A 26,640-nucleotide genomic window follows, 5' to 3' on the forward strand; every position below is an offset into this window, starting at 1 on the left:
GAGCACCCGCAGAACAGCCGCTGCCCGTCGAGGACAGCGGCTGTCCGCGTTCCCTGTCAGACTCGGCCCATGTTGGAGACCTCGGCACGCCTGCTGCGCCTGCTCTCGCTGCTCCAGTCCCACCGCGAGTGGCCCGGCGCCGAACTCGCCGACCGGCTCGGCGTCACGACGCGCACCGTCCGCCGGGACGTGGACCGGCTGCGCGAGCTGGGCTACCCGGTCAACGCCAGCCCCGGCACCGGCGGCGGCTACCAGCTGGGCGCGGGCGCCCGGCTCCCGCCGCTGCTGCTGGACGACGACGAGGCCGTCGCCGTGGCCGTCGGCCTGCGCACCGCCGCCGGGCAGGGCATCGAGGGCATCGGCGAGACCTCCGTACGCGCCCTCGCCAAGCTCGAACAGGTGCTGCCGGACCGGCTGCGCCGCCGGGTGAGCGCCCTGAACGCCTTCACCGTGCCGATGCTCCGCGGCGGCCCGCCGGCCGCGGACGTCGACCCGGCGCTGCTCACCGAACTGGCCCACCTGTGCCGGGACGCCGAGCGGCTGCGCTTCGCGTACCGCACGCACGACGGCGCCGACAGCCGCCGTACCGTCGAGCCGCACCGGCTGGTGTGCACCGAGCGGCGCTGGTACCTGGTCGCCTGGGACGTCGACCGGGCGGACTGGCGGACCTTCCGCGTCGACCGCATCACCCCCAGGCCGCCGCACGGGCCCCGCTTCACCCCGCGCGAGCCGCCCGCCGAGGATCTGGCCGCCTACGTCTCGAAGGGCGTCTCCACGCGCGCGTACGCCGCGCACTCCGCCGTACGGCTGCTGGTGCCGCTGCACGAGGCCGCCGAGCGGATCTCGCCGTCCGCCGGGACACTGGAGGCCGACGGGGAGGACGCCTGCGTCCTGCGCAGCGGCGCGCCGAACCTGGAGGTGATGGTCATTCACATTCTGATGACCGGCTTCCCCTTCGAGGTGATCGAGCCCGCCGAGCTGACCGAGGAGATCAGCCGGCTCCGGGACCGGCTCGATGCGGCTCTGGCGCGGGGTGCGGCTCCCGCTCCTTCTCGGCGTACTCCGGGTGGTGCAGGTCGAACGCCGGGGACTCCGAGCGGATCCGGGGCAGCGTGACGAAGTTGTGCCGGGGCGGCGGGCAGGAGGTCGCCCACTCCAGGGAGCGGCCGTAGCCCCAGGGGTCGTCCGTGTCGACCTTCTCGCCGTACCTGGCGGTCTTCCAGACGTTGTAGAGGAACGGCAGCGTCGACAGGCCCAGCAGGAACGCGCCGATCGACGAGACCGTGTTGAGCGCGGTGAAGCCGTCGGCCGCCAGATAGTCGGCGTACCGGCGGGGCATGCCCTCGGCGCCCAGCCAGTGCTGCACCAGGAACGTGGTGTGGAAGCCGGTGAACAAGGTCCAGAAGTGGATCTTCCCGAGCCGCTCGTCCAGCATCTTCCCGGTGAACTTCGGCCACCAGAAGGAGAAGCCGCCGAACACCGCGAAGACGACCGTGCCGAAGACGACGTAGTGGAAGTGCGCGACGACGAAGTACGAGTCCGTGACGTGGAAGTCCAGCGGCGGGGACGCCAGGAGCACCCCGGTCAGGCCGCCGAACAGGAACGTCACCAGGAAGCCCATCGCCCACAGCATCGGCGTCTCGAAGGACAGCGAGCCCTTGAACATCGTGCCGGTCCAGTTGAAGAACTTCACGCCCGTCGGCACCGCGATCAGGAACGACATGAAGGAGAAGAACGGCAGCAACACCGCGCCGGTCGCGAACATATGGTGCGCCCACACCACGATCGACAGCCCGGTGATCGCCATGGTCGCGCCGACCAGCGTCAGATAACCGAAGATCGGTTTGCGGCTGAACACCGGGATGATCTCCGTGATGATCCCGAAGAACGGCAGCGCGATGATGTACACCTCCGGGTGCCCGAAGAACCAGAACAGGTGCTGCCACAGCAGCGCACCCCCGTTCGCCGCCTCGAACACCTGCGAGCCGAACCGCCGGTCTGCCTCCAGCACCAGCAGGGCCGCCGCCAGCACCGGGAACGCCAGCAGGATCAGGACCGACGTGAACAGGGTGTTCCAGGTGAAGATCGGCATCCGGAACATCGTCATGCCCGGCGCGCGCATCCCGACGATGGTGGTGATGAAGTTGACCGCGCCGAGGATCGTCCCGAAGCCGGACAGCGCGAGCCCCATGATCCACAGGTCGGGGCCGACGCCGGGGGAGTGCAGGGAGTCGTTCAGCGGCGCGTAGGCGAACCAGCCGAAGTCGGCCGGGCCGTCCGGGGCGAACAGCGAGCCGAGCACGATCAGCCCGCCGAAGGCGAACAGCCAGTACGACAGCATGTTCAGCCGGGGGAACGCCACGTCCGGCGCGCCTATCTGCAACGGCATCAGCTCGTTGGCGAAGCCCGCGAAGCTCGGGGTCGCGAAGAGCAGCAGCATGATCGTGCCGTGCAGCGTGAACAACTGGTTGTACTCCTCGTTGCTCATGATCTGCAGCCCCGGCCGGGCCAGTTCGGCGCGCATCAGCAGCGCCATGACGCCGCCGGCCAGGAAGAAGCCGAACGCCGTGATCAGGTACAGATGCCCGATCTTCTTGTGGTCGGTGGTGGTGAGCCAGTCGACCACCAGCCGCCCGGCCCGGTTCCTGCCGCGCACCGGCCCTGCCGTCGCCCCTGCCGTCTCGGTCCCCATCGCTCGCCCGCCCCTCCGCATCGCCGCGCCCGGGCCCGCGGTCCGCGTACCCGCGGACCGGCGCCATGATGCTCGCGGTGCCGCCCGCTCCGACAGGGGGCGTGCGAGGGGTATGTGCTGAATCCGTGAAATTCCTATGCGGTGTCAGGTGCCGGGGCGGCGCTGCCGGATTGCCCGGAGAATGACATCTCCGGACGCTGCCGGGATCCCGGCGGGGGAACTTTCCGCCGGGTAATTCGACGCACTGCTCCGGGCTGCGTGAATTCTGTTCGATTGCCCCGGCGGGCGCCTCGGAAACCCTCGTACGTGTGAGGGAGTTCGAGGGATACGCGACCGTCTGGCTGCGACAGAAGTGTGACGGGAGCCTGATACGACTCTTACCTTGCGCCGCGCGGTAGCGTGGCGGCATGGCACCGATTCCCACTCCGCCAGCGGAGCCCCAGGACAGTCCCGAAGGGTACGTCGGCCTCGACGCCACGGACGCCGAGCGGCTCGCCCGGCAGCGGGGGTGGTCGACGGTACGGTCGCTGCCGCCGGGCGCGATCATCACCATGGAGTACCGGGTGGGGCGGCTGAACTTCGAGGTGCGGGACGGTGTGGTGGCCCGCGCCTGGAAGGGGTAGCGCGCCCCGAAGGGGCGCGGGGCGGTATCGATGTACGGCTACCGCCGCGTGGGCGTGACAAGCCACAACGGAGCCGCGGACGAAAGACTGCCGGTGGGTCAGCCGCCCGTCAGCGGCCTGGCCGGCTGTGTGCCGCGCGGCAGGCGGTGGTCGGTGTGGGGCGGGCGGCGGCTGCCCACCGGGGTGACCGGGGTGCGTTCCGAACGGGTCGTGTGCGGGCCGGGGGCGAGATGGACCAGCCCTCTGGAGGCGCGGGTCGAGGCGACCGGCTCGGGTGCCGGGGCCGGCTGCTCGGCCGGTGCGCCGCGCGGCCGGAGCACCACCGGCGTGACGGGGACGACCGGTTCGGGCACGGGCCGGCCACGGCGGGCGCGCCAGCGGTCGCGCAGGTCGAACAGCGCGTCCTCGGCCTTGGCGATCAGCGGCTCGAACCACGGCAGGGCCAGCAGGATCAGCAGGCCGGCGGCCCAGCCCAGCAGTACGTCGCTCAGCCAGTGCGTACCGAGGTAGACGGTGGTCATGCCGACGCCCAGCGAGGTGACCGCGGACAGCGCGGACAGCCAGCGGCGCGCTCTCGGGGTGGAGGCCAGATAGGCCAGGATGCCCCAGGTCACGACCGCGTTGGCGGTGTGGCCGCTGGGGAATATATCGCCGCCCCGCATCATCTCGTTCGAGCCGATCACGGTCGCGTAGTGCGGACCGAGGCGCCCCATGCCGTACTTGGCGGCGCCGACCGTGATGTTCAGCAGCAGCAGCGAGGCGGCCAGGGTGAGCAGCGGGCGCAGGGTGTGCTGCCGCCAGGAGCGCCAGCCGAGCCAGGCCGCGACCATCACCGCGGTGGGGCCGCGCTGGCCGAGCACCACGTAGTAGTCGAGGAAGGCGTGGATCTGCGGCCACTGCTGGTACGGCCGGAAGAACATGACCTGCCAGTCGAGCCGGACCAGCCAGGACGTGATCACCACGGCCCACACGATCGCCAGGTAGAAAGCCAGGGTCGCGGTGAACAGAACGACCCGGTGCCTGCTCATCCTCGGCACATCGATGTGGGCCGGTCGTTCCGGCTCACGGTCGAGTCTGGCGAACACCCGGTCCAGACGCCGGGTGAGGTTTCGTTCGGTACGCACCCAATCGACGTTACAGCGAGTGAGCTGTGTTCCCGGTCGAATCAGCGGGTTTGTGATGACGATGTGATGTGGGAAACCTCTCAAGGGCGGCTCGAATTCCAGGCATTCCGCAATCCCGTGAGGCCGTTCTCTGCAATTCCTTTGATCATGCCGGGTGTTGTTTATATGGCGCTTATGAATGCGTTAACCAGGTCCTGGCGCGGAATTTTCCGGACCGTCACCGGCCGGAGAAGTCGATCAAGGAGGGCCGGAGCCGTTCAGCCAGAACGCCCCGTAGGCCGCCGTGGCGACCGCCAACCCGGCCGTGACCAGGACGGATCGGGACGTGCGCAGCCGGGCGAGGGCACCGGCGAGCGGCAGCAGCACGGGGAAGGCGGGCATCAGCAGCCGCGGCTTGGAGCCGAAGTAGCTCGACGCGCACAGGGCGAGGGCCAGGACGACACCCGTGTACACCAGCAGTTCGACGGGCTGGCGCCGGCGGACGCCGGTCAGGTACAGCCACAGCAGCAGGGCCACCCCGATGATCAGGCCGGCGCCGGCGAACGCGGACGGAAATGACGTGAACTTGTCGGCCACGAAGCGGGCGAACGCATAGCCGCCGTCGAACCCGTTGCGCCATCCGGCCTGGACGTCCAGGTACCCGAATATCCCCTTCCCGGTCCGCTGCCCGACCCAGAGCACGTACCCGGCGGCGCCGAGCGGGGCGATCGCCATGCCGAGCACGCGGCGCCATGCGGGGGCGGTGCGCGCGCCCGGTGCGCGCGCTGGGGCTTGCGTGCCGTCGGACGCGCTCGGCGTGGGCGCCGGGGCGTGCTCGTTGCCGTACGCGCCGGGCGTGAGCTTCACGCTCCGGTCCCGCACGAACGAGACCAAGCCCGCCACCCATACCGCCGCGACCACCGCCGCCCCCACCGGCCGGGTCAGCCCCGCGAGCGCCGCCAGGGTGCCCGCGGTGATCCACCGGCCGGTCAGCAGCGCGTACAGCGACCAGGCGGCCAGCGCCGTGAACAGCGACTCGCTGTACGCCATCGACTGCACGACCCCGACCGGCAGCACCGCCCACAGCAGGACGGCGCAGACCCCCACCCGGGGGCCGTACACCCGGTCGGCGACGGCGAAGATCCCGCAGGCCGCGGCGAGCGAGGCGAGCAGGCTGACCGCGAAGCCCGCGTCCGCGTACGACAGCGGCGCGACCGCGTGCCCCAGCCGCTCCAGCCACGGCAGCAGCGGGAAGAACGCCAGGTTGGAGTGCACGTCGCCGTTGGGCAGCCGGACCTCGTAGCCGTACCCCAGTTCCGCGACCCGCGTGTACCAGAGCGAGTCCCAGCGCGCGGTCAGCAGGGTGTACGCGCTCTTGCCGCGCGCGGCGCTCCACAGCGCCAGCACGACCAGCCCCAGGGCGCGCACCGCCGCATAGCCCAGGAGGGCCGGTGCCGCCCGGCGCAGGAGTGGGGCGCGGGGTGGGGCCACGCGCGTGTCAAGACCGGTCACGCACCCGATTATTGACGGGCGAGGGAACCGGAACGGCCACTGGGGCGTGGTCAAGAGGGAACGACGTGGCGTACGCCACACGGGTTCGGTCCAGCGTGTGAGAGGTCCGCCACGTGTCCCCGTGGCGAACTCGCGTACGCTGACGAGTCACCCGCGTGGGTTTGCGCGGGCCGGAGACACCGCTCCTCTCCGGCCGTACGACGGGGAGTCCCCACCCCGTCGGTCCGCCCCGCGCGCGGCACATCTGGGAGGTACGTACATGTCCGGGACGACCACGGCTGCCGTACGGCCATGCCGTCGGACGGCCGGGGCCGGTGCCGCTGCCAACCGCTGGGTCGTTCTCGTCGTCCTCTGCGTCAGCCTGCTGCTCGTCGCCCTGGACGCGACCGTGCTGCACGTGGCGGTGCCCGCCGTCACCGAGGACCTCAAGCCCGGCGCCATAGAGCTGCTCTGGATCGTCGACGTCTATCCGCTGGTCTGCGCCTCGCTGCTGATCCTCTTCGGCACCCTCGGCGACCGGGTCGGCCGCAGACGCGTGCTGCTGCTCGGCTACGGCCTGTTCGGCGTCGCCTCCGCCGTGGCCGCCTTCGCGCAGACCGCCGAGATGCTGATCCTCGCCCGCGCGCTGCTCGGCGTCGGCGGCGCCATGATCATGCCGGCGACCCTGTCGATCCTGCGTCAGGTCTTCCCCGACCGGCGCGAGCGCGCGCTCGCGATCGGCATCTGGAGCGCGGTGGCCGCCGTCGGCGCGGCCGTCGGCCCGCTGCTCGGCGGTTTCCTGCTGGAGCACTTCTGGTGGGGCGCGGTCTTCCTGGTCAACATCCCGCTGATGCTGGTCAGCCTCCCGGTGGGCCGGATCCTGCTGCCCGAGTCGCGCGGTGACGGGTGCGGCCCCTGGGACGTCACCGGCGCCCTGATGGCGGCCGGCGGTCTCTTCGGCGTCGTCCTCGGCGTGAAGCGGCTGGGCGGTGGTGAGGCGCCGGCGAGTGTGTTCACCGTGCTGCCGCTGCTGGCCGGCGCGGCCCTCCTCGTCCTCTTCGTACGGCGCCAGCGGCGCCACCCGCACCCGCTGGTGGACCTGCGGATGTTCCGCCGGCCCGCGTTCAGCACCTCGGTGGGCTGCATCGTGCTGGCGATGCTCGCGCTCGTCGGCCTGGAGCTGATCGCCGCCCAGTATCTGCAACTGGTGCTCGGGCTCTCCCCGCTGCAGACCGGCCTGCGGCTGCTGCCCCTGACCGTCGCGGCGATGGCGGCGGGCCTGGCGGGCGCGCGGATGCTGCGCCGCTTCGGGCCGCGCCGCATGGTCTGCTTCGGCTTCTGCCTCACCGCCGTCGCGGTCCTGACGCTCACCGCGATGGGCGGCACGGACGACGCACCGCTGCTGCTCGCCGGTTTCGTGCTGCTCGGCTTCGGTCTGGAGACCACCCTCTTCGGCGCCTACGAGTCGATGCTCAGCGAGGCCCCGGCGGACCAGGCCGGCGGCGCGGCCGCGGTCGGCGAGACGTCGTACCAGCTGGGCGCCGGCATCGGCATCGCGCTGCTCGGCAGCGTGATGAACGCGGCCTACGCGCCGCATCTGCGCGCGGTGCCGGGCGTTCCGCGGCACGCCTCGGACCGGGCGGGGCACTCGCTCGGCGAGGCCTACGACATCGCCGGACGGCTGGGCGGCAGCGCCGGGGAAGCGCTGCGCCGGGCCGCGCGGGACTCCTTCGTGCACGGGCTGCATGTGACGCTGCTGGTGAGCGCGGGCCTGTTGCTGCTGGGTGCGGTGATGGCGCTGCGGCTGCCGCGGGTCATGCAGTGCGGGGAGGCGCAGGAGGCGGTTGAGGCGGTGGAGCTGCCCGCGCCGAGGGAGGCGGAGTCCCGGGTCTCGGCCTGACGTACTGGACGTGCGGGACCGCGCACCGTAACGTCGGCGGGAGAGCCGTAACTAGCGCTGCTAGTTTTGTTGAGTTCCCGTGTCCCGGAGGGGTGTCCCATGTCCGCGTCCGCGAAGCTGCCGCCGTTCGATCCCACCGACCCGCTGGGGATCGACGACCTCCTGGACGCGGAGGACCTGGCCATCCGGGACACCGTCCGCGGCTGGGCCGCCGACCGGGTGCTGCCGTACGTCGCCGACTGGTACGAGAAGGGCGAGCTGCCCGGCATCCGGGAGCTGGCGCGCGAACTCGGTTCCATCGGCGCCCTCGGCATGTCCCTGACCGGGTACGGCTGTGCCGGCGCGACGGCCGTGCAGTACGGGCTGGCCTGCCTGGAGCTGGAGGCCGCCGACTCCGGCATCCGGTCCCTCGTCTCCGTGCAGGGCTCGCTCGCCATGTACGCGATCCACCGGTTCGGCAGCGAGGAGCAGAAGCTTGAGTGGCTGCCCCGCATGGCGGCCGGCGAGGTGATCGGCTGCTTCGGGCTGACCGAGCCCGACCACGGCTCCGACCCCGCCTCCATGCGCACGCACGCCAAGCGCGACGGCGGCGACTGGGTGCTCAACGGGCGCAAGATGTGGATCACCAACGGGTCGGTCGCCGGGGTCGCCGTCGTCTGGGCGCAGACCGAGGACGGCATCCGCGGCTTCGTGGTCCCCACCGACACCCCCGGCTTCTCGGCGCCCGAGATCAAGCACAAGTGGTCCCTGCGCGCCTCCGTCACCAGTGAACTGGTGATGGACGACGTACGACTGCCCGCCACCGCCGTGCTCCCGGAGGTCACCGGACTGCGCGGACCGCTCAGCTGTCTGTCGCACGCCCGGTACGGCATCGTCTGGGGCGCGATGGGCGCCGCGCGCAGCAGCTTCGAGGCGGCGGTGGAGTACGCGAAGACGCGGGAGCAGTTCGGGCGGCCCATCGGCGGCTTCCAGCTCACCCAGGCCAAGCTCGCCGACATGGCGGTGGAACTGCACAAGGGGATCCTGCTCGCCCATCATCTGGGGCGGCGGATGGACGCCGGCCGCCTGCGTCCCGAGCAGGTCAGCTTCGGCAAGCTCAACAACGTCCGCGAGGCCATCGAGATCTGCCGTACGGCGCGGACGATCCTCGGTGCCAACGGGATCTCCCTCGAATACCCCGTGATGCGGCACGCGACCAACCTCGAGTCGGTGCTCACCTACGAGGGCACCGTCGAGATGCACCAGCTCGTGCTGGGCAAGGCGCTCACCGGGCTCGACGCCTTCCGCTGACCGGAGTCGGCAGGCAGGGCCGGTGAGCGGCCCTGCCTCAGCTCTGGTTGAAGAAGCCGTCCTCGCGGTGGGCGGACGCCTCGCCGCTGATGATCTGGGTGTCGGCCGGCGTGAGCAGGAACACCCGGTTGGACACGCGGTCGATCGAGCCGCGCAGACCGAAGATGAGCCCCGCCGCGAAGTCCACGACGCGCTTGGCGTCGCCGGGCTCCATGTTGGTGAGGTTCATGATGACCGGGACGCCGTCCCGGAACAGCTCGCCGATGGCGCGGGCGTCCCGGAAGCTGTCCGGGGTGACCGTGCCGATCCGGCGGCCCTTCTCCTCGGCCGTGTCCGAGGCCACCTTCACCCGCGGGTCGGTGACCCAGGCGCCCTCGGACTCGGTGCCCTCGGAGTACTCGTCGTCGTAGTAACGCTCGTCATCGTTGTCGTCGACGAGGCCGAGCCACGCACTCGCCTTGCGTACCGATCCCATGGACGCCTCCTCTCACAGCGGTCTTTTTCTGCTTTCCGCATCCCTATGGTCATCCATGATGCGGACGGCGCGCCAAGTGGATAGACGCCGCGCGGGGGGTTTGTGACGGTACTGGTGCACAGCCGATCCGTCGAGAGTCCTTGTGCCCCAAGGGTCGTGACACATACGGCTGCTGACTGAGAGTGAAATATGATAGTCGTCGGCGGATGGGTGATGATCGGTGCGTCCGGGTGAATGTCAACGTCGTACCACATCACGGGGGATCGTCGTGTTCGGAATCGTCAGACCGTGCTCTCATCGGCTCGGGGAACGCCTCAAGGCCGAGTGGATGGCGCACTTGTGCGGGCTCTGCCTCGCCCTGCGCCGCGACCACGGGCAATTCGCGCGCATGGTAACGAACTATGACGGCCTTCTCATCTCGGTCCTGACGGAGGCTCAGACCGGGCGGACCGTCGACGGCCGCCGTACGGCCGGGCCGTGCGCGCTGCGCGGGATGCGCACCGCGTCCGTCGCCCAGGGCGAGGGCGCCCGGCTCGCCGCCGCCGTCTCCCTGGTGCTCGCCGCGGCGAAGGTGCGCGACCATGTCGCCGACCGGGACGGGCTGCTGGCCCGCCGGCCCGTGGCCGCCGCGGCGCGCCGGGTCGCCGCCGGCTGGGGCAGGGCCGGCGCCCACAGCGGCGCCGCGGTCGGCTTCGACACCGGCGTCCTCGTCGAGGCCGTCGACCGGCAACTCGACCTCGAATCCCTCGCCGGGTACGGCACCCCGGTCCTGACCGTCACCGAGCCGACCGAGAGCGCCACCGCCGCCGCCTTCGCCCACACCGCGGTGCTGGCCGGGCGGCCGGGCAACGCGACCGCGCTCGCGGAGGCGGGCCGGCTCTTCGGCCGGCTCGCGCATCTGCTGGACGCCGTGGAGGACCAGGAGGCCGACGCCGCGTCGGGCGCCTGGAACCCGCTCACCGCCACGGGCACCTCCCGGGCCGAGGCCCGCCGGCTCGCCGACGACGCCGTGCACGGCATCCGGCTCGCCCTGCGGGAGGCCGAGTTCGCCGACGGCAGGCTGGTCCATCTGCTGCTCGTGCACGAGCTGGAGCGCTCCGTGGACCGCGCCTTCGGCACGCGCGCGTGCGGACACGCGCCCGAGGCCTCGTTCGGACCGCCGCCCGGTCAGCACGCGCCGAACGCGCCGGGCCACCCGTACGGCAACCCCTTCGGCGGGCAGCCGCCGCACCCGGAGAAGCGGGGCTTCTGGGCCGGCTGCGCGGCCGCCCTCGGCCTGTGCTGCACCTGCAAGGTGTGCTGCGCCGACGAGTTCGAGGGCCCCTGGTCTCGGAAGAGGCGCGAGGGCTGCTGCGCCGACTGCGACTGCGACTGCGACCTGTCGTGCTGCGACGCCTGTGAGTGCTGTGAGTGTTGTGAATGCTGCTCGTGCTGTGACTGCGGCCTGTGACCGCGGGCCGTGGCCCGCGCGGGCCGTCCCGCTCAGTTCCTCAGTTCCGGCGGGCTGATCCGTGACGTGGTGAGGGCCGAGCCCGTCGTGCCCCACTTCTTGAGGATCTTCTGGTACGTGCCGTCCGCCAGCAGCCTGTTCACCGCCGCCTGGAAGGCGGGCGCCAGCTTCGTGCCCCTCTTGAAGGCGAAGCCGACGTCCAGGCGGTGGAACTCGTTCAGGAACTTCAGGCCCGGCTGGTGGGCCACGGCGTAGCGCAGGCCGTTGATGGTGGACATCACCACGTCGCTGCGGCCCTGCTGCACCGAGGACCAGATGGCGCTCGGCTCGGAGTACGTCTGCACCTGGTACGGCTTCTTGCCCGCGTCGGTGCACACGTGCTTGTTCTCCTCCAGCGTGGCCTCGAAGGTCGTGCCGGCACCGGTCGCCACGTTCAGTCCGCACAGCTGCCTCAGATCGGTGACCTTCGTCAGCTTGCTGTCCTTGCGGGCGGCGAAGCCCTGGCCGTCGTTGACGTAGGTGACGAAGTCGATGGTCTTGCGGCGCTCGTCGGTGACGCCGAAGTTGGACGCGCCGAAGTCGTACTTGCCGCTGTCCAGCGCGGGCAGGATCGCCTCGAAGCTCGCCTGCTCCACCTTCAGCCGGATGCCGAGCACGTTGGCGACCGCCTTGGTGAAGTCGACGTCCTGGCCGGTCAGCGTCCTGCCGTCGGAGAGATAGGTGGTGCCGGGCGGGGTGCCGCCGACGCTGATCGCGACGGTGAGGCGGGTGGTGCCGGCGGGCAGCAGCTTCGCCGCCGCCTCGTCCTTCTTCTCCGCGGACACCACGTCCGTGGTGGGCACCTCGCCGGACTTCGCCGCCACTCCGGAGGCGTCCGTCCCGCCCGAGCCGGAGCCGCAGGCGGTGAGGAACAGGGCGGCCGACGTAATCATGACAAAAGGCAGCAAATGACGCGTACGCATCGGGTGGTGATCTCCTGTGAGCAGCAGGACGGGGAAGCGCGAGGGGAGGGGTGCGCGTGTGAAGGCGTGGAAAGGCGCGGAAAGAAGGGAGAACGCGAGTACGCCTGCCGGCGGGCAGGCGTGCGCAGGGGGTCAGCTCAACAGGAGGACGACCACACGCGACCGAAGTCGATGTGGGAGCGGGTGACCAGCCACTGCTGTGGATGCATGGGCCAAGTGGAACAGGCATCCGGTTGTGCGTCAACTGACTTGAGACGTACGGCTCACAGTCCGGACAGCCTTGACAGTGCACCGAAACGACCGCGTACTCTCGACGAACGGCCCTGCTGAGGGGCTCGGCCGTACCCGCGCCGCGCGGCGCGCCCGTGTGAAGGCATCACCCTGACTCTCGTCACGGAGCCTTCGCATGTCATCCGACACCCTCGCCAAAGTCCCCGCAGCGGCGGAGGAACCCGATCCCGCCCACGCCCCGCGGATCGTCCCGCAGCGCCGGTACGGCCAGTGGGCGGCAGCCGTCGTCGTCCTCGTGCTGCTCGGGTTCGCCGTCACCTCCGTCCTGCGCAACCAGGCGTTCCAGTGGGGCGTCGTCGCCGACTACTTCACGTCCGACTCCATCCTGCGCGGCCTCTGGCTCACGCTGTGGCTGACCGCGGTCGTGATGGTCCTCGGCTTCGCCCTCGGCACCCTGCTCGCCGCCTTCCGGCTCTCCGCCAACCCCGTGCTGCGAGCGGTCAGTTGGGGCTATGTGTGGCTGTTCCGGTCGATCCCGATCCTGGTGCAGCTGCTGCTGTGGTTCAACATCGGGGCGCTGTACCCGCAGGTGTTCGGCGTGAAGACCGTCAACCTGCTCACCCCGGTCGCCGTCGCGGTCGTCGGGCTCACCCTGCACGAGGCCGCCTTCGCCGCCGAGGTCGTCCGGGCCGGCATCCTCTCCGTCGACCGCGGCCAGATCGAGGCCGCCCAGGCGCTGGGCCTGAGCCGGTCGCGCCGCTGGTGGCGGATCGTGCTGCCGCAGGCCATGCGCTCCATCGTGCCGCCCGCCGGCAACATGCTCATCGGCACCCTCAAGGGCACCTCGATCGTCAGCGTCATCGCCGTCAACGACCTGCTGTTCTCGGCCCAGTTGATCTACCACCGCACCTACCAGGTCATCCCGCTGCTGATGGTCGCGACCCTCTGGTACGCGGTCGTCACCTCGGTCCTCGGCCTCGGCCAGCACTACGTCGAGAAGTACTACGCGCGGGGCACGGAGCGCGCCCGATGAGGCCGCAGCTGGTGATCGTGGGAGCCGGGCCGCGGGGGACCGGACTGCTGGAACGTATCGCCGCCAACGCCCCCGAGCTGTACGCCGGTGCGGGCCTCGACATCCACCTGGTCGACCCGCATCCGCCGGGCGGCGGCCGGATCTGGCGCCAGGCGCAGTCCCCGCTGCTGTGGATGAACTCGCACGCCGAGGACGTCACCATGTTCACCGACGAGACGGTGGTCATGGACGGCCCGGTGCGCGAGGGCCCCACCCTGCACCAGTGGGCGGGCCTCGACGGCAGCACCTTCGCCGACCGGCAGCTGCAGGGCCGCTACCTGCGCTGGGTGTACGAGCGCGCCCGGGCCGAGCTGCCCGAGGGCATCACCGTCCACCACCATCCGCGGCGCGCCCTGCGGATCAGCGGCCCGCGCGAGGGCCGCCAGCAGGTCTGGCTGGAGGGCCGCCCGCGTCCCCTCCTCGCCGACCTGGTGATTCTCGCGATCGGCCACCTGGACGCCGAACTCGACGACGATCAGGCCGAGTTGGCCGCCCACGCCCGCGAGCACGGCCTGGTGCACCTGCCACCCGACTTCACCGCCGACACCGACCTGTCCGCGCTGCAGCCCGGCGAACCCGTCCTCGTACGCGGCTTCGGGCTGGCCTTCGTCGACCTGATGGTGCTGCTCACCGAGGGCCGCGGCGGGCGGTACGAGGGCGGCACCTACGTGCCCTCGGGGCGCGAGCCGGTGCTCTACGTCGGCTCGCGGCGCGGCGTGCCGTACCACGCGAAGATCGGCTACGACTGGACGGGCGAGCGGCCCCCGCTGCCCCGCTTCCTGGGACCGGCCGAGGTCGAGGTCCTGCGGGCCCGGCCGGAGGGCCTCGACTTCCGGCGCGATGTGTGGCCGCTGGTGGAGAAGGAGCTGGGCTTCGCCCACTACCACCGCCTCTTCACCGCCCACGCCGAGCGTACGGCGATGGCCTGGGCCGACTTCGAGGAGAAGTACGCGGCCGCGGGCGACGTCGCCGAGGTGCGGGCGCTGGTCGCCGCCGCCGTACCCGACCCGGCCGACCGGCTCGACCTCGCCGCGCTCGACCACCCGCTGGACGGGGTGCGGTACGCCTCCCACGAGGACTTCCAGGAGGGCCTGCGGGGCTATGTGGAGGCCGACTTGAGCCGCCGTCACGACCCCTCGCACAGCGCGGATCTCGGCGTGTTCCTCGGGCTGCTCTCCGTCTACGGTCAGCTCGTCCGCCTCGGGAACACCGGCCCCTGGTGGCACGGCTTCTTCAGCTACCTGGCGTCCGGGCCGCCCGGACCCCGGCTGCGGCAGATGCTCGCGCTGTCCCGGGCCGGACTGCTGAAGTTCCTCGGCGCGGACATGACCGTCACCGCCGAGGACGGGGTCTTCCGGGCCACGAGTCCCACCGTGCCGGGCTTCTCCGCCGAGGCCCGGGCGCTGGTCGAGGCCCGGCTGCCCGAGCCCACCGTGGGCCGGGCCCGCGACCGCCTGCTGCGCGAACTGCACGCCGACGGCGCCGCCGAGACTCCCGACGGACTGCTCCGGGTCGACCCCGGCGACGGCCGGATCCTCGACGGCGCGGGGCGGCCGCATCCCCGGCGCTTCGCGCTCGGCCCGTACACCGACGCCCGCACCCCCGGCGCCTTCACCCGGCCGCGCACCGGAGGCGCCGCGTTCCGGCAGAACGACGCCACCGCCCGCGCGGCGCTGGCCTTCCTGAGCACCTCACCGAGAAGGGAACCCGCACGATGAGCGTCATGGTCGACATCAGGTCGGTGCACAAGAGCTTCGGCCCGCTCGACGTCCTCAAGGGCATCGACCTCCAGGTGCGCACCGGCGAGGTGACCGTCGTGCTCGGGCCCTCCGGCTCCGGCAAGTCCACGCTGCTGCGCACCATCAACCATCTGGAGAAGGTCGACCGGGGCGAGATCAGCGTCGACGGCGCGCTGATGGGATACCGGCGCGCCGGGGACAAGCTGTACGAGCTGCCCGAGCGCGAGGTGCTCAGGCAGCGCACCCGGATCGGGTTCGTCTTCCAGAACTTCAACCTCTTTCCGCACCTCACGGTCCTCGACAACGTCGTCGAGGCCCCGGTGTCCGCGCTGAAACGGCCCCGGAAGGAAGCGGCGGAGCGCGCGCGCCGGCTGCTGGGGCGGGTGGGACTGGAGGACAAGGCCGGCGCCTATCCGCGGCAGCTGTCCGGCGGGCAGCAGCAACGGGTCGCCATCGCGCGGGCGCTTGCGCTGGAACCCCGGCTGCTGCTGTTCGACGAGCCGACCTCGGCGCTCGATCCCGAGCTGGTCGGCGAGGTCCTCGACGTCATCCGGGACCTGGCGGCCCGGGGCACGACGATGATCGTCGTCACACACGAGATCGCCTTCGCCCGTGAGGTCGCCGACACGGTGGTGTTCATGGCCGACGGCAGGATCGTCGAACAGGGACCACCGGGCGAGGTCCTGGACCGGCCGCGGCACGCGCGGACCCGGGCGTTCCTGGCGAAGGTGCTGTGAGGATGGGCGCCGCTGTGGGCCGAGGGATGCCGAGGCACCGGGCATGAGCAATCTGCTGCATCTCGCCGCCGCCGTCGATCTGCCGGACTGTTTCGGTGCGGAACCGTACCTCGAGCTGGTCCGGCTGGCCGAGCGCGGTGGGCTGGACTTCGTGACGCTGGACGACTCCTTCGCCCGGCCCGGGCCCGACGCGCTCGCCGTGCTGTCCCGGGCGGCGCCCGCGACCCGGCGCATCGGCCTGGTCCCGACCGTCACCACCACCCACACCGAGCCCTTCGCGGTGCAGGCGGCCGTGGCGACGCTGGACTGGGTCAGCGGGGGACGGGCCGGCTGGCGGATCGACGTGTCCGCAGGTGAGGAGGAGGCCCGGCTCTTCGGCCACCGGCCCACGGCGCCCGTCGGCCGGCTGTGGGACGAGGCGGGCGAAGTCGCCGACGCCGCCGCGAGGTTGTGGGACAGCTGGGAGGACGGCGCCGAGGTCCGGGACGTGCCGAGCGGCCGTTACCTGGACCGGGACAAGCTGCACCGCGTCGACTTCACCGGCACCGCCTTCTCCGTCCGGGGTCCCTCGACCGTGCCCCGGCCGCCGCAGGGACACCCCGTCCGGCTGGTCGACGCCACCGAACGCCCGGCCCGTACCGTCGCCGCCCGGTACGCCGACGTGGCCCTGGTCCGCGCCGCCACCCCGGCACAGGCCACCGCCGTACGCGACGAACTGCGCGCGAGCGCCGCCGGGTTCGGGCGGAACCCGGACACCCTGCGGGTCCTGGTGAGCCTGCTGGTCGACCTCGGCGACGGCGAGCACGCGGCCGAGCCCGGACACGGGGGCGGGGGCCCGCGGGCGACCGGGCGGGGGCCGCTGTACCGGGGCGGCCCGGTCGACCTGGCCGAACTGGTCGCCGGCTGGTACACCGACGGGGTCGCCGACGGCTTCCACCTCGTGCCCGTCGAGCCGCGCCGTGACCTGGAGCGGCTGGTCAACGGCACGGTGGCGCTGCTCCAGCACCGCGGCCTGTTCCGCACCTTCTACCCGGGCAGCACCCTGCGCGAGCACCTGGGCCTGGCCCGGCCCGCCAACCAGTACGCCGTGTCCGGGAGGAACGCTGTGTCCGGGAGGAACGTCATGGCCGGGGGAACGTCATGACCGTACGACCACGGATGCACCTGGCGGTCCGGTTCCCGGCGGCCGGTGACACCGCGGTGGGGACCGGTCCGCCGACCGGCTCGCGGATCGCGTTCCCCGCCTGCGAACGCCTCGCCCGCACCGCCGAGCGCGGCCGGTTCGACTTCCTGCTGCTCGACGAGGGACTGCGACTGCCCGAGCACCGCGGGCGGCTGCACGACCTGGACCCGGTGGGATGGCCGGAACCGGTCGCCGTACTGAACGCGCTCGCCGGAGGCACCGCACGGCTGGGGCTCGCCGCGACGGCGGACACCGCCTTCGGCGAGCCGTACGAACTCGCCCGCAGAATAGGCACGTTGGACCACCTGAGCGGGGGCCGGGCGGCCTGGCGGGTGACAGCAACGCCGGACGCCGCCGAGAACTTCCGCCCCGGCGGCCCCCCGGAGCGCGACCCCGGCTCCACGAGGACCGCCGAGTTCGTCACCGTGGCCAGGCTGCTGTGGGACTCCTGGACACCCGACGGGACACCCCGGCCGGTCACGCACCGGGGCCGGCACTTCGACCTCGCCGGCGAGTTCGGGCTGCCACGCTCACCCCAGGAGCGGCCCGTGGTGATCCACGGCGACGAGTCCGAGGAGGCCCGGGAGCTGGCCGCGGCCACGGCCGACGTACTCCTCACCCGGCACGGCCCGCCCGAGACGGCCCGCGCCCGCCGCGCCGATGTCCGGCGGCGGCTCGCCGCGTACGGCCGTGCGCCACAGGACCTGAAGGTCATGCCCGCCGTCACCGTCGTCCTCGGGGACACCGCCGCCGAGGCGCAGGAGCGGGCCGCCGGGATCAGACGGCAACGGGTCACCCCGCGGTACGCGCGGTACGCGCTGGAGCGGCTGTGGGGCGTGGACCTCTCCGGCCACGACCCCGACGGCCCGCTGCCCGGGATCGCCCCACGCAGCAGCGACCCCGAAACCCTGGCGCGCGTCGGGAGATGGCGGGCGCTGGCGGAGGAGAAGGGGCTCTCCAGCCGGGAGACCGTGATCGAGGCGAGCGGCAGGCAGTCCTTCGTCGGCACCCCCGACGCGGTCGCCGCCGACCTCGACGCCCAGGTCCGCGAGGGACTGGCCGACGGTTTCCTGCTCGCGGCCGACGGGCTGGAGGAGTTCGTGGACCGGGTGGTGCCGCTGCTCCAGGAACGTGGCGTGTTCCGCACGGAATACCGGGGCGCCACTCTTCGCTCCCATCTCGGGCTGGATCACCCGGCAGCGGAAGGCTGATCGCGGATGACGGAGATGACACAGATGAAGGGGAAGACGGCATGACGACGGACGCGGCCGATGCGTGGAAGCAGTGGCACGAGACGCGGATCGAGCGGGTCTCGGCGCCCTACGGGCCGCTCGCGCTGACCGCCACACACTGGGTGGAGGACGCTCCGGACGGGCGACTTCCGGACATTCCCGGGACCTGGGTGACCGACGGGGAGGGCGTGGTGCTCACCGCCGGCGAGACCGACGGCCTGAGCGTGGACGGGCGGCCCTTCGCGGGTGAGGTACGACTCACCGCCGACCCCGGGCCGGAGGCGGAGGCGCGAGTCGCGCTGGGGGAGAAGCGGCTGTTCGTCCTGGTGCGCGAGGGCGTGTGGGGGGTGCGGGTGTTCGACCCCGCCTCAGCGGCCCGGCGCGCCTTCCAGGGCATCGAGGCCACCCCGTACGACGCCCGCTGGTCGGTGCCGGGGCGGTTCACGCCGTACGACGGCCCCCGTACCGTCCGGGTCGGCAACGCGGACGGGCGCGAGCGGGAGCTCGCCCTGGCCGGTGAGCTCGCCTTCGCCCTGGCCGGGCAGGAACTGACGCTGCAGGTCGCACAGCAGGGCGACGGGCTGCTGTGGGCGGTGTTCGCCGACGCCACCAGCGGCGGCACCAGCTTCCGGTTCCGCTTCCTGTACCCGGCCGCGCCGGACGCCGAGGGGCGTACGACCGTCGACTTCAACCGCGCCCAGCTCCCGCCGTGCGCCTTCGCCGACCATTTCATCTGCCCGTTCCCGCCGCCCGGCAACACACTGGACGTGGCGGTCGAGGCGGGGGAGCGTGCGGTGAGCTGACCTGCGGGGGTGGAGCGTGCGCTGAGCCGGTGTCAGGGACTGCCACGTAAAGGTGGTTTAAAGGCCAACGGCCGAAAGGCACTCTTGTGCCGACCGGTCATTCGGCCGAATACTCCCCCTCAGCGCTTGTCAGGGGGCATGCATGTTCGCAACCCGGCGCGCCCCCTGGCTGCGCCTCACGGGCCCCGACCCCACGCGGGCCCCCGACTTCCCCCGGGAGGGAACGAAACGTGAGGATCAAGCGCAACACTCCCCACATCGGCACTGCGAGACGGACCCGGCTGATCGCCGTGGCCACCGGTCTCCTCGCCGCGGCCGCGTTCGCCGCCCCCACCGCGAACGCCAGCGACGACCACGCGTTCAGCGCAGCCCAGCTCAGCAAGGCCAACGACGCCGTTCTCAAGGCCGACGTACCCGGTACGGCCTGGGCGGTGGACCACAAGACCGACCGCGTCCTCGTCACCGTCGACAGCACCGTGTCCAAGGCCGAGATCGCCAGGATCAAGCGGCAGGCCGGCGCCAACGCGGACGCGCTCACCATCAAGCACACCCCGGGTAGGTTCAACAAGCTGATCAGCGGCGGCGACGCCATCTACGGCGGCCAGTACCGCTGCTCGCTCGGCTTCAACGTGCACAGCGGCAGCACGTACTACTTCCTCACCGCCGGCCACTGCGGCCAGGTGGCCTCGACCTGGTACAGCAACTCCAGCCACACCACGGTGCTCGGCACCAACGTCGGCTACAGCTTCCCGGGCAATGACTTCGCCCTGGTGCGGTACACCAATTCCGCTGTCTCGCACCCGAGTGCCGTGGGCAGCCAGTCCATCACGAGCGCGGCCACGCCGTCCGTGGGGCAGACCGTGTACCGGCGCGGTTCCACCACCGGTACGCACAGCGGCCGGGTCACCGCGCTGAACGCCACCGTCAACTACGGCAGCGGTGACGTCGTCTACGGTCTGATCCAGACCACGGTGTGCGCCGAGGGCGGCGACAGCGGCGGTCCGCTGTACAAGGGGACCGTGGCCTACGGGCTGACCTCCGGCGGCAGCGGCGACTGCACCTCCGGCGGTACGACGTTCTTCCAGCCGGTGACCGAGGCGTTGAGCTACTACGGGGTCACGCTGCCGTAGCGAGTCCGACTCCGGCTTCCTCGGAGCCCCCGCATGCCAGGTGGTGTGCGGGGGCTTCCTGGTGGCTGCGGTGCATATGGTTTCGGCCAGCCGGTGTCGTGACCGTCCGGCGTGGGTTACGTGCGGGTCGTGTTTGCGGTGCGAATTCCCTGCGTGACCGTGGTCAGTCAAGGCTGGCGCGGGGGTGTGCGCACCTCTGCGCGCGCGTCCTGAAGTCAACCTTGTGTGCTCCCCGCGTCGTTCGGAAGAGTGGACGCTCGTCAACCAGCCTTCCGGTCCGTCGAGTCCCCACACCTCGCGGACCATCCCCCCACAGGAGGACGTGAGTTGAAGCACCGACGCATACCCAGGCGGCGGGTCGCCGTGGCCGGCGCGGGCATCGCCGCACTGGTCGCCGCGGGTGTCACCTTGCAGAATGCGAACGCCAGTGAGCCTGTGAAGTCGGCTCCGGAGGCGAAGGTCCTGTCCGCTCCGGCGGCCGGAAACCTCGCCTCGACGCTGCTGAGCCGCCTCGGGTCCGAGGCCGCGGGTGGCTATTACGACGCCTCGGCCAGGAACCTCGTGGTCAACGTGGTCGACAAGGGTGCGGTGAGCGCCGTCGAGGCGGCCGGGGCCAAGGCGAGACTCGTCGCCAACTCGCTGGCCGAACTGGACGGCGCGCGGACCGTCCTGAAGAAGGACGCGACCATTCCGGGGACGTCCTGGGCGACCGATCCGGTGAGCGACAAGGTCGTCGTCACCGCCGACAAGACGGTCTCCGGCGCGCAGTGGGCCAAGCTGAGCAAGGTGGTCGACGGGCTCGGCGGCAAGGCGGAGCTGAAGAGGTCGAAGGGGGAGTTCAAGCCCTTCATCGCCGGCGGCGACGCGATCAGCGGGTCCGGCGGGCGCTGCTCGCTCGGGTTCAACGTGGTCAAGGACGGGCAGCCGTACTTCCTGACCGCCGGGCACTGCACCGCGGCGATCTCCACCTGGTCGGACTCCAGCGGCCAGGCGATCGGGCAGAACGCGGAGTCCCACTTCCCGGGGACAGACTTCGGGCTCGTGAAGTACACGGCGCAGGTGGACCACCCGAGTGAGGTCGATCTGTACGACGGGTCCACGCAGAAGATCACCGGGGCCGCCGAGGCGACGGTGGGGATGAAGGTGACGCGCAGTGGGTCGACGACCCATGTGCACGACGGTACGGTCACCGGGCTGAACGCCACGGTGAACTATCAGGAGGGCAGCGTCAGCGGTCTCATCCAGACCGATGTGTGCGCCGAGCCGGGGGACAGCGGTGGGTCGCTGTTCTCGGGGAGCAGCGCCATCGGGCTGACGTCCGGTGGCAGCGGCGACTGCACCTCCGGCGGGGAGACGTTCTTCCAGCCGGTGACCGCCGCGCTGTCCGCCACGGGGGCGCAGATCGGCTGATCGTTGCGTTCCGTGGAGCCCCGTCCCCCGGGTGTGTGGGGGACGGGGCTCCGTCGTATGCCTGCGGCGGCCCCTTGCCCGCCGTCGCGGCTCGGGCCCTCCTCGGACGCCGTTTGTGCAGGTCGGAAGCCGTTGAGCGGATGTCGTACGCATGTTCGAGAATGGGGGTATGGTGGGGGTGGAAGTAGGGAACTGATGTTCGAGAGCCGTTCGGGGCTCACGAGTGCGGGAGGTGCGTGTGCCGGGCTTCGCGCATCTGCACACCGTCTCCGGGTTCTCCGTGAGGTACGGGGCATCCCATCCGGAGCGGCTGGCCGAGCGCGCCTCCGAGCGGGGAATGGATGTGCTCGCGCTCACCGACCGGGACACCGTCGCGGGGGCGGTGCGCTTCGCCAAGGCCTGCGCCGGGGTGGGGGTGCGGCCGGTCTTCGGGGTGGATCTGGCGGCGGCCCCCGCGGAAGCGCCGCGACGGGAAAAGCGCCGCGCCCCGGTCCGGGGCGGTGCCTTCATCGACGAGTCGACTCCCCGGGTCACCTTCCTCGCCCGGGACGGCGCCCGGGGCTGGGCCGACCTGTGCCGGCTCGTCACGGCGGCGCACGCCGGAGAGGGAGCGCCCCTGCTGCCCTGGCCGGACAATCACGGCGACGGTCTGACCGTGCTGCTCGGTCCGGGATCGGACGTGGGGCGGGCCCTCGCCGCGGGGCGGCCCGACCGGGCCGCGAGGCTTCTCGGGGCCTGGCGTGAGGTCTACGGCGATGCGCTGCGGCTGGAGGCCGTGTGGCACGGGCGTGCGGGTACGGGGCCCGGCTCGCTGCGGCTGGCCGCCCGCACCGTGGGGTTCGCCGCCGAGCAGGGGGTCCGGCCGGTGCTCAGCAACGCCGTCCGGTACGCCGATCCGGGGGCCGGCCCCGTTGCCGATGTGCTGGATGCCGCGCGGCGGCTGGTGCCGATCGATCCGCGCGGTGAGCTGGACTCCGGGGAGGCCTGGCTGAAGGACGCGCGGGCGATGGCGGGGGTTGCCGAGCGGGTCGTGGCGGCTGCCGGGTACCGGCGGGACACCGCCCGGCGGCTGCTGGAGCAGACTCTCGCCCTGGCCGGGGAGTGCCGGGTCGACCCCGAGGGGGATCTCGGTATCGGGACCGTGCACTTTCCCGAGGCGCATCTGGTGGGTGCTGGGCGGCGCACCGCCCAGCGGGCCCTTGCCTCGCGGGCCGTGGCGGGGATGGTGCGGCTCGGATACGGCGGGCGGCGTGCGTACTGGGAGCGGATGCACCACGAGCTGGACATCATCGCCCATCACGGCTTCGCCTCCTACTTCCTGACGGTCGCTCAGGTCGTCGACGACGTACGGAAGATGGGGATCCGGGTGGCCGCCCGAGGGTCCGGAGCCGGGTCGCTCGTCAATCACCTGCTGGGGATCGCGCACGCCGATCCGGTCGAGCACGGGCTGCTGATGGAGCGCTTCCTCTCCAAGGAGCGGGTGGTGCTGCCCGACATCGACATCGATGTGGAGTCCGCGCGGCGGATCGAGGTGTACCGGGCGATCATCGGGCGGTTCGGGGAGGAGCGGGTCGCGACCGTGTCCATGCCGGAGACCTATCGGGTGCGGCACGCCATCCGGGACGTGGGTGCCGCCCTGTCCATGGATCCGGGTGAGATCGACCGGGTGGCCAAGTCCTTTCCGCACATCCGGGCCCGGGACGCGCGCGCCGCGCTGGCGGAGCTGCCCGAGCTGAAGCGGCTCGCGGGGGACAAGGAGCGGTACGGCAGGCTGTGGGAGCTCGTCGAGGCGCTCGATGCCCTGCCGCGCGGGGTCGCCATGCATCCGTGCGGGGTGCTGCTGTCCGACGCCACGCTGCTCGCCCGTACGCCGGTGGTGCCGACCAGCGGTGAGGGGCTGCCCATGTCGCAGTTCGACAAGGAGGACGTGGAGGACCTCGGGCTGCTCAAGCTCGACGTGCTGGGCGTGCGGATGCAGTCGGCCATGGCGCACGCGGTCGCCGAGGTGGAGCGGGTGACGGGGGAGCGGATCGATCTGGACGCGGTGCCGGCCGGGGATCCGGAGACGTACCGGCTGATCCGTTCGACCGAGACGCTGGGGTGCTTCCAGATCGAGTCGCCGGGGCAGCGGGATCTGGTGGGGCGGCTGCAGCCGAGCACCTTCCATGATCTGGTCGTCGACATCTCGCTGTTCCGGCCCGGGCCCGTCGCCGCCGACATGGTGCGGCCCTTCATCGAGGCGCGGCACGGGCGGGCGCCGGTGCGTTGTCCGCATCCCGATCTGGAGCGGCCGCTGGCGGGGACGTACGGCGTCGTCGTCTTCCACGAGCAGGTCATCGACATCGTCGCCATCATGACCGGGTGCGGGCGGGGCGAGGCCGACCGGGTGCGGCGGGGGCTGTCCGACCCGGAGTCGCAGGGGCGGATCAAGGTGTGGTTCGCACAGCAGGCCGCGGCCAGGGGATACGACGCGGAAACGATTCGGCGTACCTGGGAGATCGTGGAGGCCTTCGGGTCCTACGGGTTCTGCAAGGCGCACGCGGTCGCGTTCGCCGTGCCGACCTATCAGTCGGCCTGGCTGAAGGCCCATCATCCGGCCGCCTTCTACGCCGGGCTGCTCACGCACGATCCGGGGATGTATCCCAAGCGGCTGCTGCTGGCCGACGCGCGGCGGCGCGGGGTGCCGATCCTGCCGTTGGACGTGAACGTGTCCGGGGTCGCCCACAGGATCGAACTGGTGTCCGAGTCCGGTGTGTGGGGGCTGCGGCTCGCCCTCTCCGATGTGCACGGCATCAGCGAGGCCGAGGCGAAAAGGATCGCGGACGGGCAGCCGTACTCCTCCCTGGTGGACTTCTGGGAGCGGGCCCGGCCGAGCCGGCCGCTGGCGCAAAGGCTCGCCCAGGTGGGGGCCTTGGACGCGTTCGGCGCCAACCGGCGTGATCTGCAACTGCACCTCACCGAGCTGCACCGGGGTTCCCGGGGTGGCGGTGGCGGTCAACTCCCGTTGGCCGGGGGGCGGAAGACCGCGCCGGCGGGGCTGCCGGACCTGACGTCGGCGGAACGGCTCAGCGCCGAGCTGGGGGTGCTGTCCATGGACGCCTCACGCAATCTGATGGACGACCACCGGGAGTTCCTGAAGGAACTGGGCGTGGTCTCCGCGCGCCGGCTGCGCGAGGCGCGGCACGGCGAGACCGTGCTGGTCGCGGGCGCCAAGGCGGCCACCCAGACCCCGCCGATCCGCTCCGGCAAGCGGGTCATCTTCTCCACGCTGGACGACGGCACGGGGCTGGTCGACCTGGCGTTCTTCGACGACTCGCACGACGCGTGCGCCCACACCGTCTTCCACTCCTGGCTGCTGCTGGTGCGGGGAGTGGTGCAGCGGCGCGGGCCGCGCAGTCTGAGCGTGGTGGGCTCCGCCGCCTGGAACCTCGCCGAGCTGGTCGAGCTGCGTGCCGAGGGCGGACTCGAGGAGGTGGCGGCGCGGCTCGCGGAGCCGGTGGCCGCGGGCGCGGGTGGCGATCCGACCGGTGGACGGCGGATCCAGCTGCCGACCGGATACCAGATGCATCCGTGGGCCGATCTGCGGCCCGCGGGGCAGGAGGCCTCACAAGGGCCCGCTGCCGTACGGAAGTTGTGGCACCAGAGTCCGGGGAGTGCGGGATGACCATCCTCTGCGTACGTTTCCAGCTGCCGCCCATGGACGAGGCGGCCCTGCCCGGACTGCTCGGGTTGCTGGAGGACTTCACCCCGGTCGTGCAGGCGCTGCCGCCGGACGGGGCGCTGGCCGATCTGCGCGGTGCCGAGCGGTACTTCGGGCGCGGCGCGGTGGAGCTGGCCTCGGTGATCCGGGTGCGGGCGCTCGCGCGGTACGGCGTCGACTGTGTGATCGGCGCCGGTCCCGGCCCGATGCTGGCCCGCGTGGCGCTGCGGGACGCCCGGCCCGGGGTGACGTGTGCCGTGCCCGAGGACCCGGAGGGCATCGCGGAGTTCCTCGCCGAGCGGCCCGTCTCCGCGCTGCCCGGCGTCGGCACGGCGACCGCCCGCACCCTGGGCGAGTACGGCCTGGACACCCTGGGCCTGGTCGCCGCCGCGCCGCTGTCCACGCTCCAGCGGCTGATCGGCGCGAAGGCCGGGCGCGAGCTGCGCGAGAAGGCGAGCGGCATCGACCGGGGCCGGGTCGTGCCGAACGCCGTCTCGCGGTCGCTGGCCACGGAACGCGCCTTCGACCTCGACGAGCTGGACCCCGGCCGGCACCGCGGGGCGCTGCTGTCCGCCGCCGAGGAACTGGGCGCCCGGCTGCGCGCGGTGGAGAAGATCTGCGGCACCCTGACCCTCACCGTGCGCTACGCCGACCGCTCCTCCACCACCCGCAGCCGCACCCTGAAGGAGCCGACCGCGCACTCGGCGGCGCTGACGAAGGCGGCCTACGGCATGTACGAGGCGCTCGGCCTGCAGCGCGCCCGGGTCCGCGCGCTCGCCCTGCGCGCCGAGGGTCTGGCCCCCGCCGACCAGGCCTCCTACCAGCTCACCTTCGACCCCGTGGACGAGAAGGTCCGCCGCATCGAGGAGGTCGCGGACCGCGCGCGGGCGAAGTTCGGGCCCAGGGCGGTGATGCCGGGGGCGCTGGGGCGTGGCGGCGGCTCCACGTCGGTCAGTTGGCCCAGGGCGGCGTGATGCGGGTGCCGTCGGCCAGCTCCGCCTGCAGGCCGATGGAGGTGGTGACCCAGGAGAGCGCGGTGTGATCGGTCGGGTTCTCCACGCCGAGGGTCGTGCCGGGGGTGACGATCACCGTGTCGCCCGCGCCGATGCGTTCGGTGCGGCCGTCGAGGGTGATCAGCAGTTCGCCCACGAGCAGATGGAAGATCTCCTCGCGGCTGACGGTGTGGGCGGGCGCCTTGGTGCCCGCCGGGATCTCCCCGCGCCAGGCGCACAGCTCCTTGCTTCCGGTCAGCGGGGTGGCGTACGAGACGAAGCGGGCGCCGTGGATCTCATGGGTCGTGGCTTCGGACGAGCGGACGACGGGCATGCGGTGGGCTCCGTTCAAGTGGAGGAAGTGGTCAAGCGACTTGACTATATGGTCAAGCTGCTTGACCAACCTGTCAAGGGTGTTTCAATGC

20 protein-coding genes and 1 pseudogene are annotated in these 26,640 nt (G+C 71.9%); 15 read left to right on the top strand and 6 right to left on the bottom strand.

Annotated features, from left to right (window positions below):
* The first annotated feature begins 69 nt into the window (after positions 1-69).
* The gene (locus ABB07_RS30235) at positions 70-1,116 is read left to right on the top strand and encodes a helix-turn-helix transcriptional regulator (protein WP_244189558.1); all 1,047 of its coding nucleotides are present in this window, start codon (positions 70-72) and stop codon (positions 1,114-1,116) included.
* On the opposite strand, the pseudogene ctaD reads toward ABB07_RS30235, so the two are convergent.
* A pseudogene (ctaD, locus tag ABB07_RS30240) lies at positions 1,007-2,692 on the bottom strand (aa3-type cytochrome oxidase subunit I); the annotation flags it as partial. The gene ABB07_RS30235 and the pseudogene ctaD sit on opposite strands and share 110 nt — an antisense overlap.
* A 407-nt stretch (positions 2,693-3,099) precedes the next feature.
* Between ctaD and ABB07_RS30245 the strand changes: the two are divergent.
* Complete coding sequence (locus ABB07_RS30245) at positions 3,100-3,315, top strand: I78 family peptidase inhibitor (protein ID WP_208901687.1); 216 nt, start codon at positions 3,100-3,102, stop codon at positions 3,313-3,315.
* Positions 3,316-3,413: 98 nt separating this feature from the next.
* Here ABB07_RS30245 and ABB07_RS30250 read toward each other — a convergent pair whose 3' ends face one another.
* Together ABB07_RS30250 and ABB07_RS30255 are read right to left on the bottom strand one after the other, a co-directional pair.
* Positions 3,414-4,439, bottom strand: a complete 1,026-nt coding sequence (locus ABB07_RS30250; protein ID WP_208901688.1) for a phosphatase PAP2 family protein — start codon at positions 4,437-4,439, stop codon at positions 3,414-3,416.
* Between the two features lie 237 nt (positions 4,440-4,676).
* Positions 4,677-5,930, bottom strand: a complete 1,254-nt coding sequence (locus tag ABB07_RS30255) for a glycosyltransferase family 39 protein (protein WP_208901689.1) — start codon at positions 5,928-5,930, stop codon at positions 4,677-4,679.
* 259 nt (positions 5,931-6,189) lie between these two features.
* On the opposite strand from ABB07_RS30255, the gene ABB07_RS30260 reads away from it, so the two are divergent.
* Complete coding sequence (locus ABB07_RS30260) at positions 6,190-7,809, top strand: MFS transporter (RefSeq protein WP_208901690.1); 1,620 nt, start codon at positions 6,190-6,192, stop codon at positions 7,807-7,809.
* 99 nt (positions 7,810-7,908) lie between these two features.
* Positions 7,909-9,099: an acyl-CoA dehydrogenase family protein gene (locus ABB07_RS30265; protein ID WP_208901691.1), complete on the top strand. Its 1,191-nt coding sequence runs from the start codon at positions 7,909-7,911 to the stop codon at positions 9,097-9,099.
* Between the two features lie 37 nt (positions 9,100-9,136).
* Here ABB07_RS30265 and ABB07_RS30270 read toward each other — a convergent pair whose 3' ends face one another.
* Positions 9,137-9,574, bottom strand: a complete 438-nt coding sequence (locus ABB07_RS30270) for a cell division protein SepF (protein WP_055710258.1) — start codon at positions 9,572-9,574, stop codon at positions 9,137-9,139.
* 268 nt (positions 9,575-9,842) lie between these two features.
* On the opposite strand from ABB07_RS30270, the gene ABB07_RS30275 reads away from it, so the two are divergent.
* Positions 9,843-11,024 carry a DUF5685 family protein gene (locus tag ABB07_RS30275; protein ID WP_208901692.1) on the top strand — a complete coding sequence of 394 codons (1,182 nt, stop codon included), beginning with the start codon at positions 9,843-9,845 and terminating at the stop codon, positions 11,022-11,024.
* A 32-nt stretch (positions 11,025-11,056) separates the two neighbouring features.
* Here the strand turns inward: ABB07_RS30275 and ABB07_RS30280 are convergent, their stop codons facing one another.
* Positions 11,057-11,956 carry an ABC transporter substrate-binding protein gene (locus tag ABB07_RS30280; RefSeq protein ID WP_244189559.1) on the bottom strand — a complete coding sequence of 300 codons (900 nt, stop codon included), beginning with the start codon at positions 11,954-11,956 and terminating at the stop codon, positions 11,057-11,059.
* A 436-nt stretch (positions 11,957-12,392) separates the two neighbouring features.
* Here ABB07_RS30280 and ABB07_RS30285 point away from each other — a divergent pair, with 436 nt between their 5' ends.
* The 10 genes from ABB07_RS30285 (at position 12,393) to ABB07_RS30330 (ending at position 26,197) form a co-directional block, all read left to right on the top strand.
* Entirely contained in the window at positions 12,393-13,250 is an 858-nt protein-coding gene (locus ABB07_RS30285; protein WP_208901694.1) for an amino acid ABC transporter permease, read from the top strand.
* Positions 13,247-15,007, top strand: coding sequence for an FAD/NAD(P)-binding protein (locus ABB07_RS30290; RefSeq protein WP_208901695.1), 1,761 nt, complete (start codon positions 13,247-13,249; stop codon positions 15,005-15,007). The genes ABB07_RS30285 and ABB07_RS30290 overlap by 4 nt, the downstream gene beginning before the upstream one ends.
* A complete protein-coding gene (locus tag ABB07_RS30295) occupies positions 15,004-15,765 on the top strand; it encodes an amino acid ABC transporter ATP-binding protein (RefSeq protein WP_279617407.1) in 762 nt (253 codons plus the stop codon). The genes ABB07_RS30290 and ABB07_RS30295 overlap by 4 nt, the downstream gene beginning before the upstream one ends.
* A gap of 43 nt (positions 15,766-15,808) precedes the next feature.
* Positions 15,809-16,909, top strand: coding sequence for an LLM class flavin-dependent oxidoreductase (locus ABB07_RS30300; protein ID WP_208901697.1), 1,101 nt, complete (start codon positions 15,809-15,811; stop codon positions 16,907-16,909).
* Entirely contained in the window at positions 16,906-18,159 is a 1,254-nt protein-coding gene (locus ABB07_RS30305; protein WP_208901698.1) for an NtaA/DmoA family FMN-dependent monooxygenase, read from the top strand. The genes ABB07_RS30300 and ABB07_RS30305 overlap by 4 nt, the downstream gene beginning before the upstream one ends.
* Positions 18,160-18,200: 41 nt before the next feature.
* Positions 18,201-18,983 (top strand): DUF1684 domain-containing protein, encoded by a 783-nt coding sequence (locus ABB07_RS30310; protein ID WP_208901699.1) that lies wholly within the window; start codon positions 18,201-18,203, stop codon positions 18,981-18,983.
* A gap of 230 nt (positions 18,984-19,213) precedes the next feature.
* On the top strand, positions 19,214-20,113 hold the full coding sequence (locus ABB07_RS30315) for a S1 family peptidase (protein ID WP_208901700.1): 900 nt from the start codon (positions 19,214-19,216) through the stop codon (positions 20,111-20,113).
* Between the two features lie 327 nt (positions 20,114-20,440).
* Entirely contained in the window at positions 20,441-21,523 is a 1,083-nt protein-coding gene (locus tag ABB07_RS30320; protein WP_244189560.1) for a S1 family peptidase, read from the top strand.
* A gap of 238 nt (positions 21,524-21,761) precedes the next feature.
* On the top strand, positions 21,762-25,187 hold the full coding sequence (locus ABB07_RS30325) for a DNA polymerase III subunit alpha (RefSeq protein WP_208901702.1): 3,426 nt from the start codon (positions 21,762-21,764) through the stop codon (positions 25,185-25,187).
* Entirely contained in the window at positions 25,184-26,197 is a 1,014-nt protein-coding gene (locus ABB07_RS30330) for a DNA polymerase Y family protein (protein ID WP_208901703.1), read from the top strand. The genes ABB07_RS30325 and ABB07_RS30330 overlap by 4 nt, the downstream gene beginning before the upstream one ends.
* Here the strand turns inward: ABB07_RS30330 and ABB07_RS30335 are convergent.
* Positions 26,175-26,549, bottom strand: a complete 375-nt coding sequence (locus ABB07_RS30335) for a cupin domain-containing protein (RefSeq protein WP_208901704.1) — start codon at positions 26,547-26,549, stop codon at positions 26,175-26,177. The genes ABB07_RS30330 and ABB07_RS30335 overlap by 23 nt on opposite strands.
* Between the last annotated feature and the right edge of the window lie 91 nt (positions 26,550-26,640).

This window comes from Streptomyces incarnatus (genome assembly GCF_001027185.1).
GTDB classification, from domain to species: Bacteria; Actinomycetota; Actinomycetes; order Streptomycetales; family Streptomycetaceae; genus Streptomyces; species Streptomyces puniciscabiei.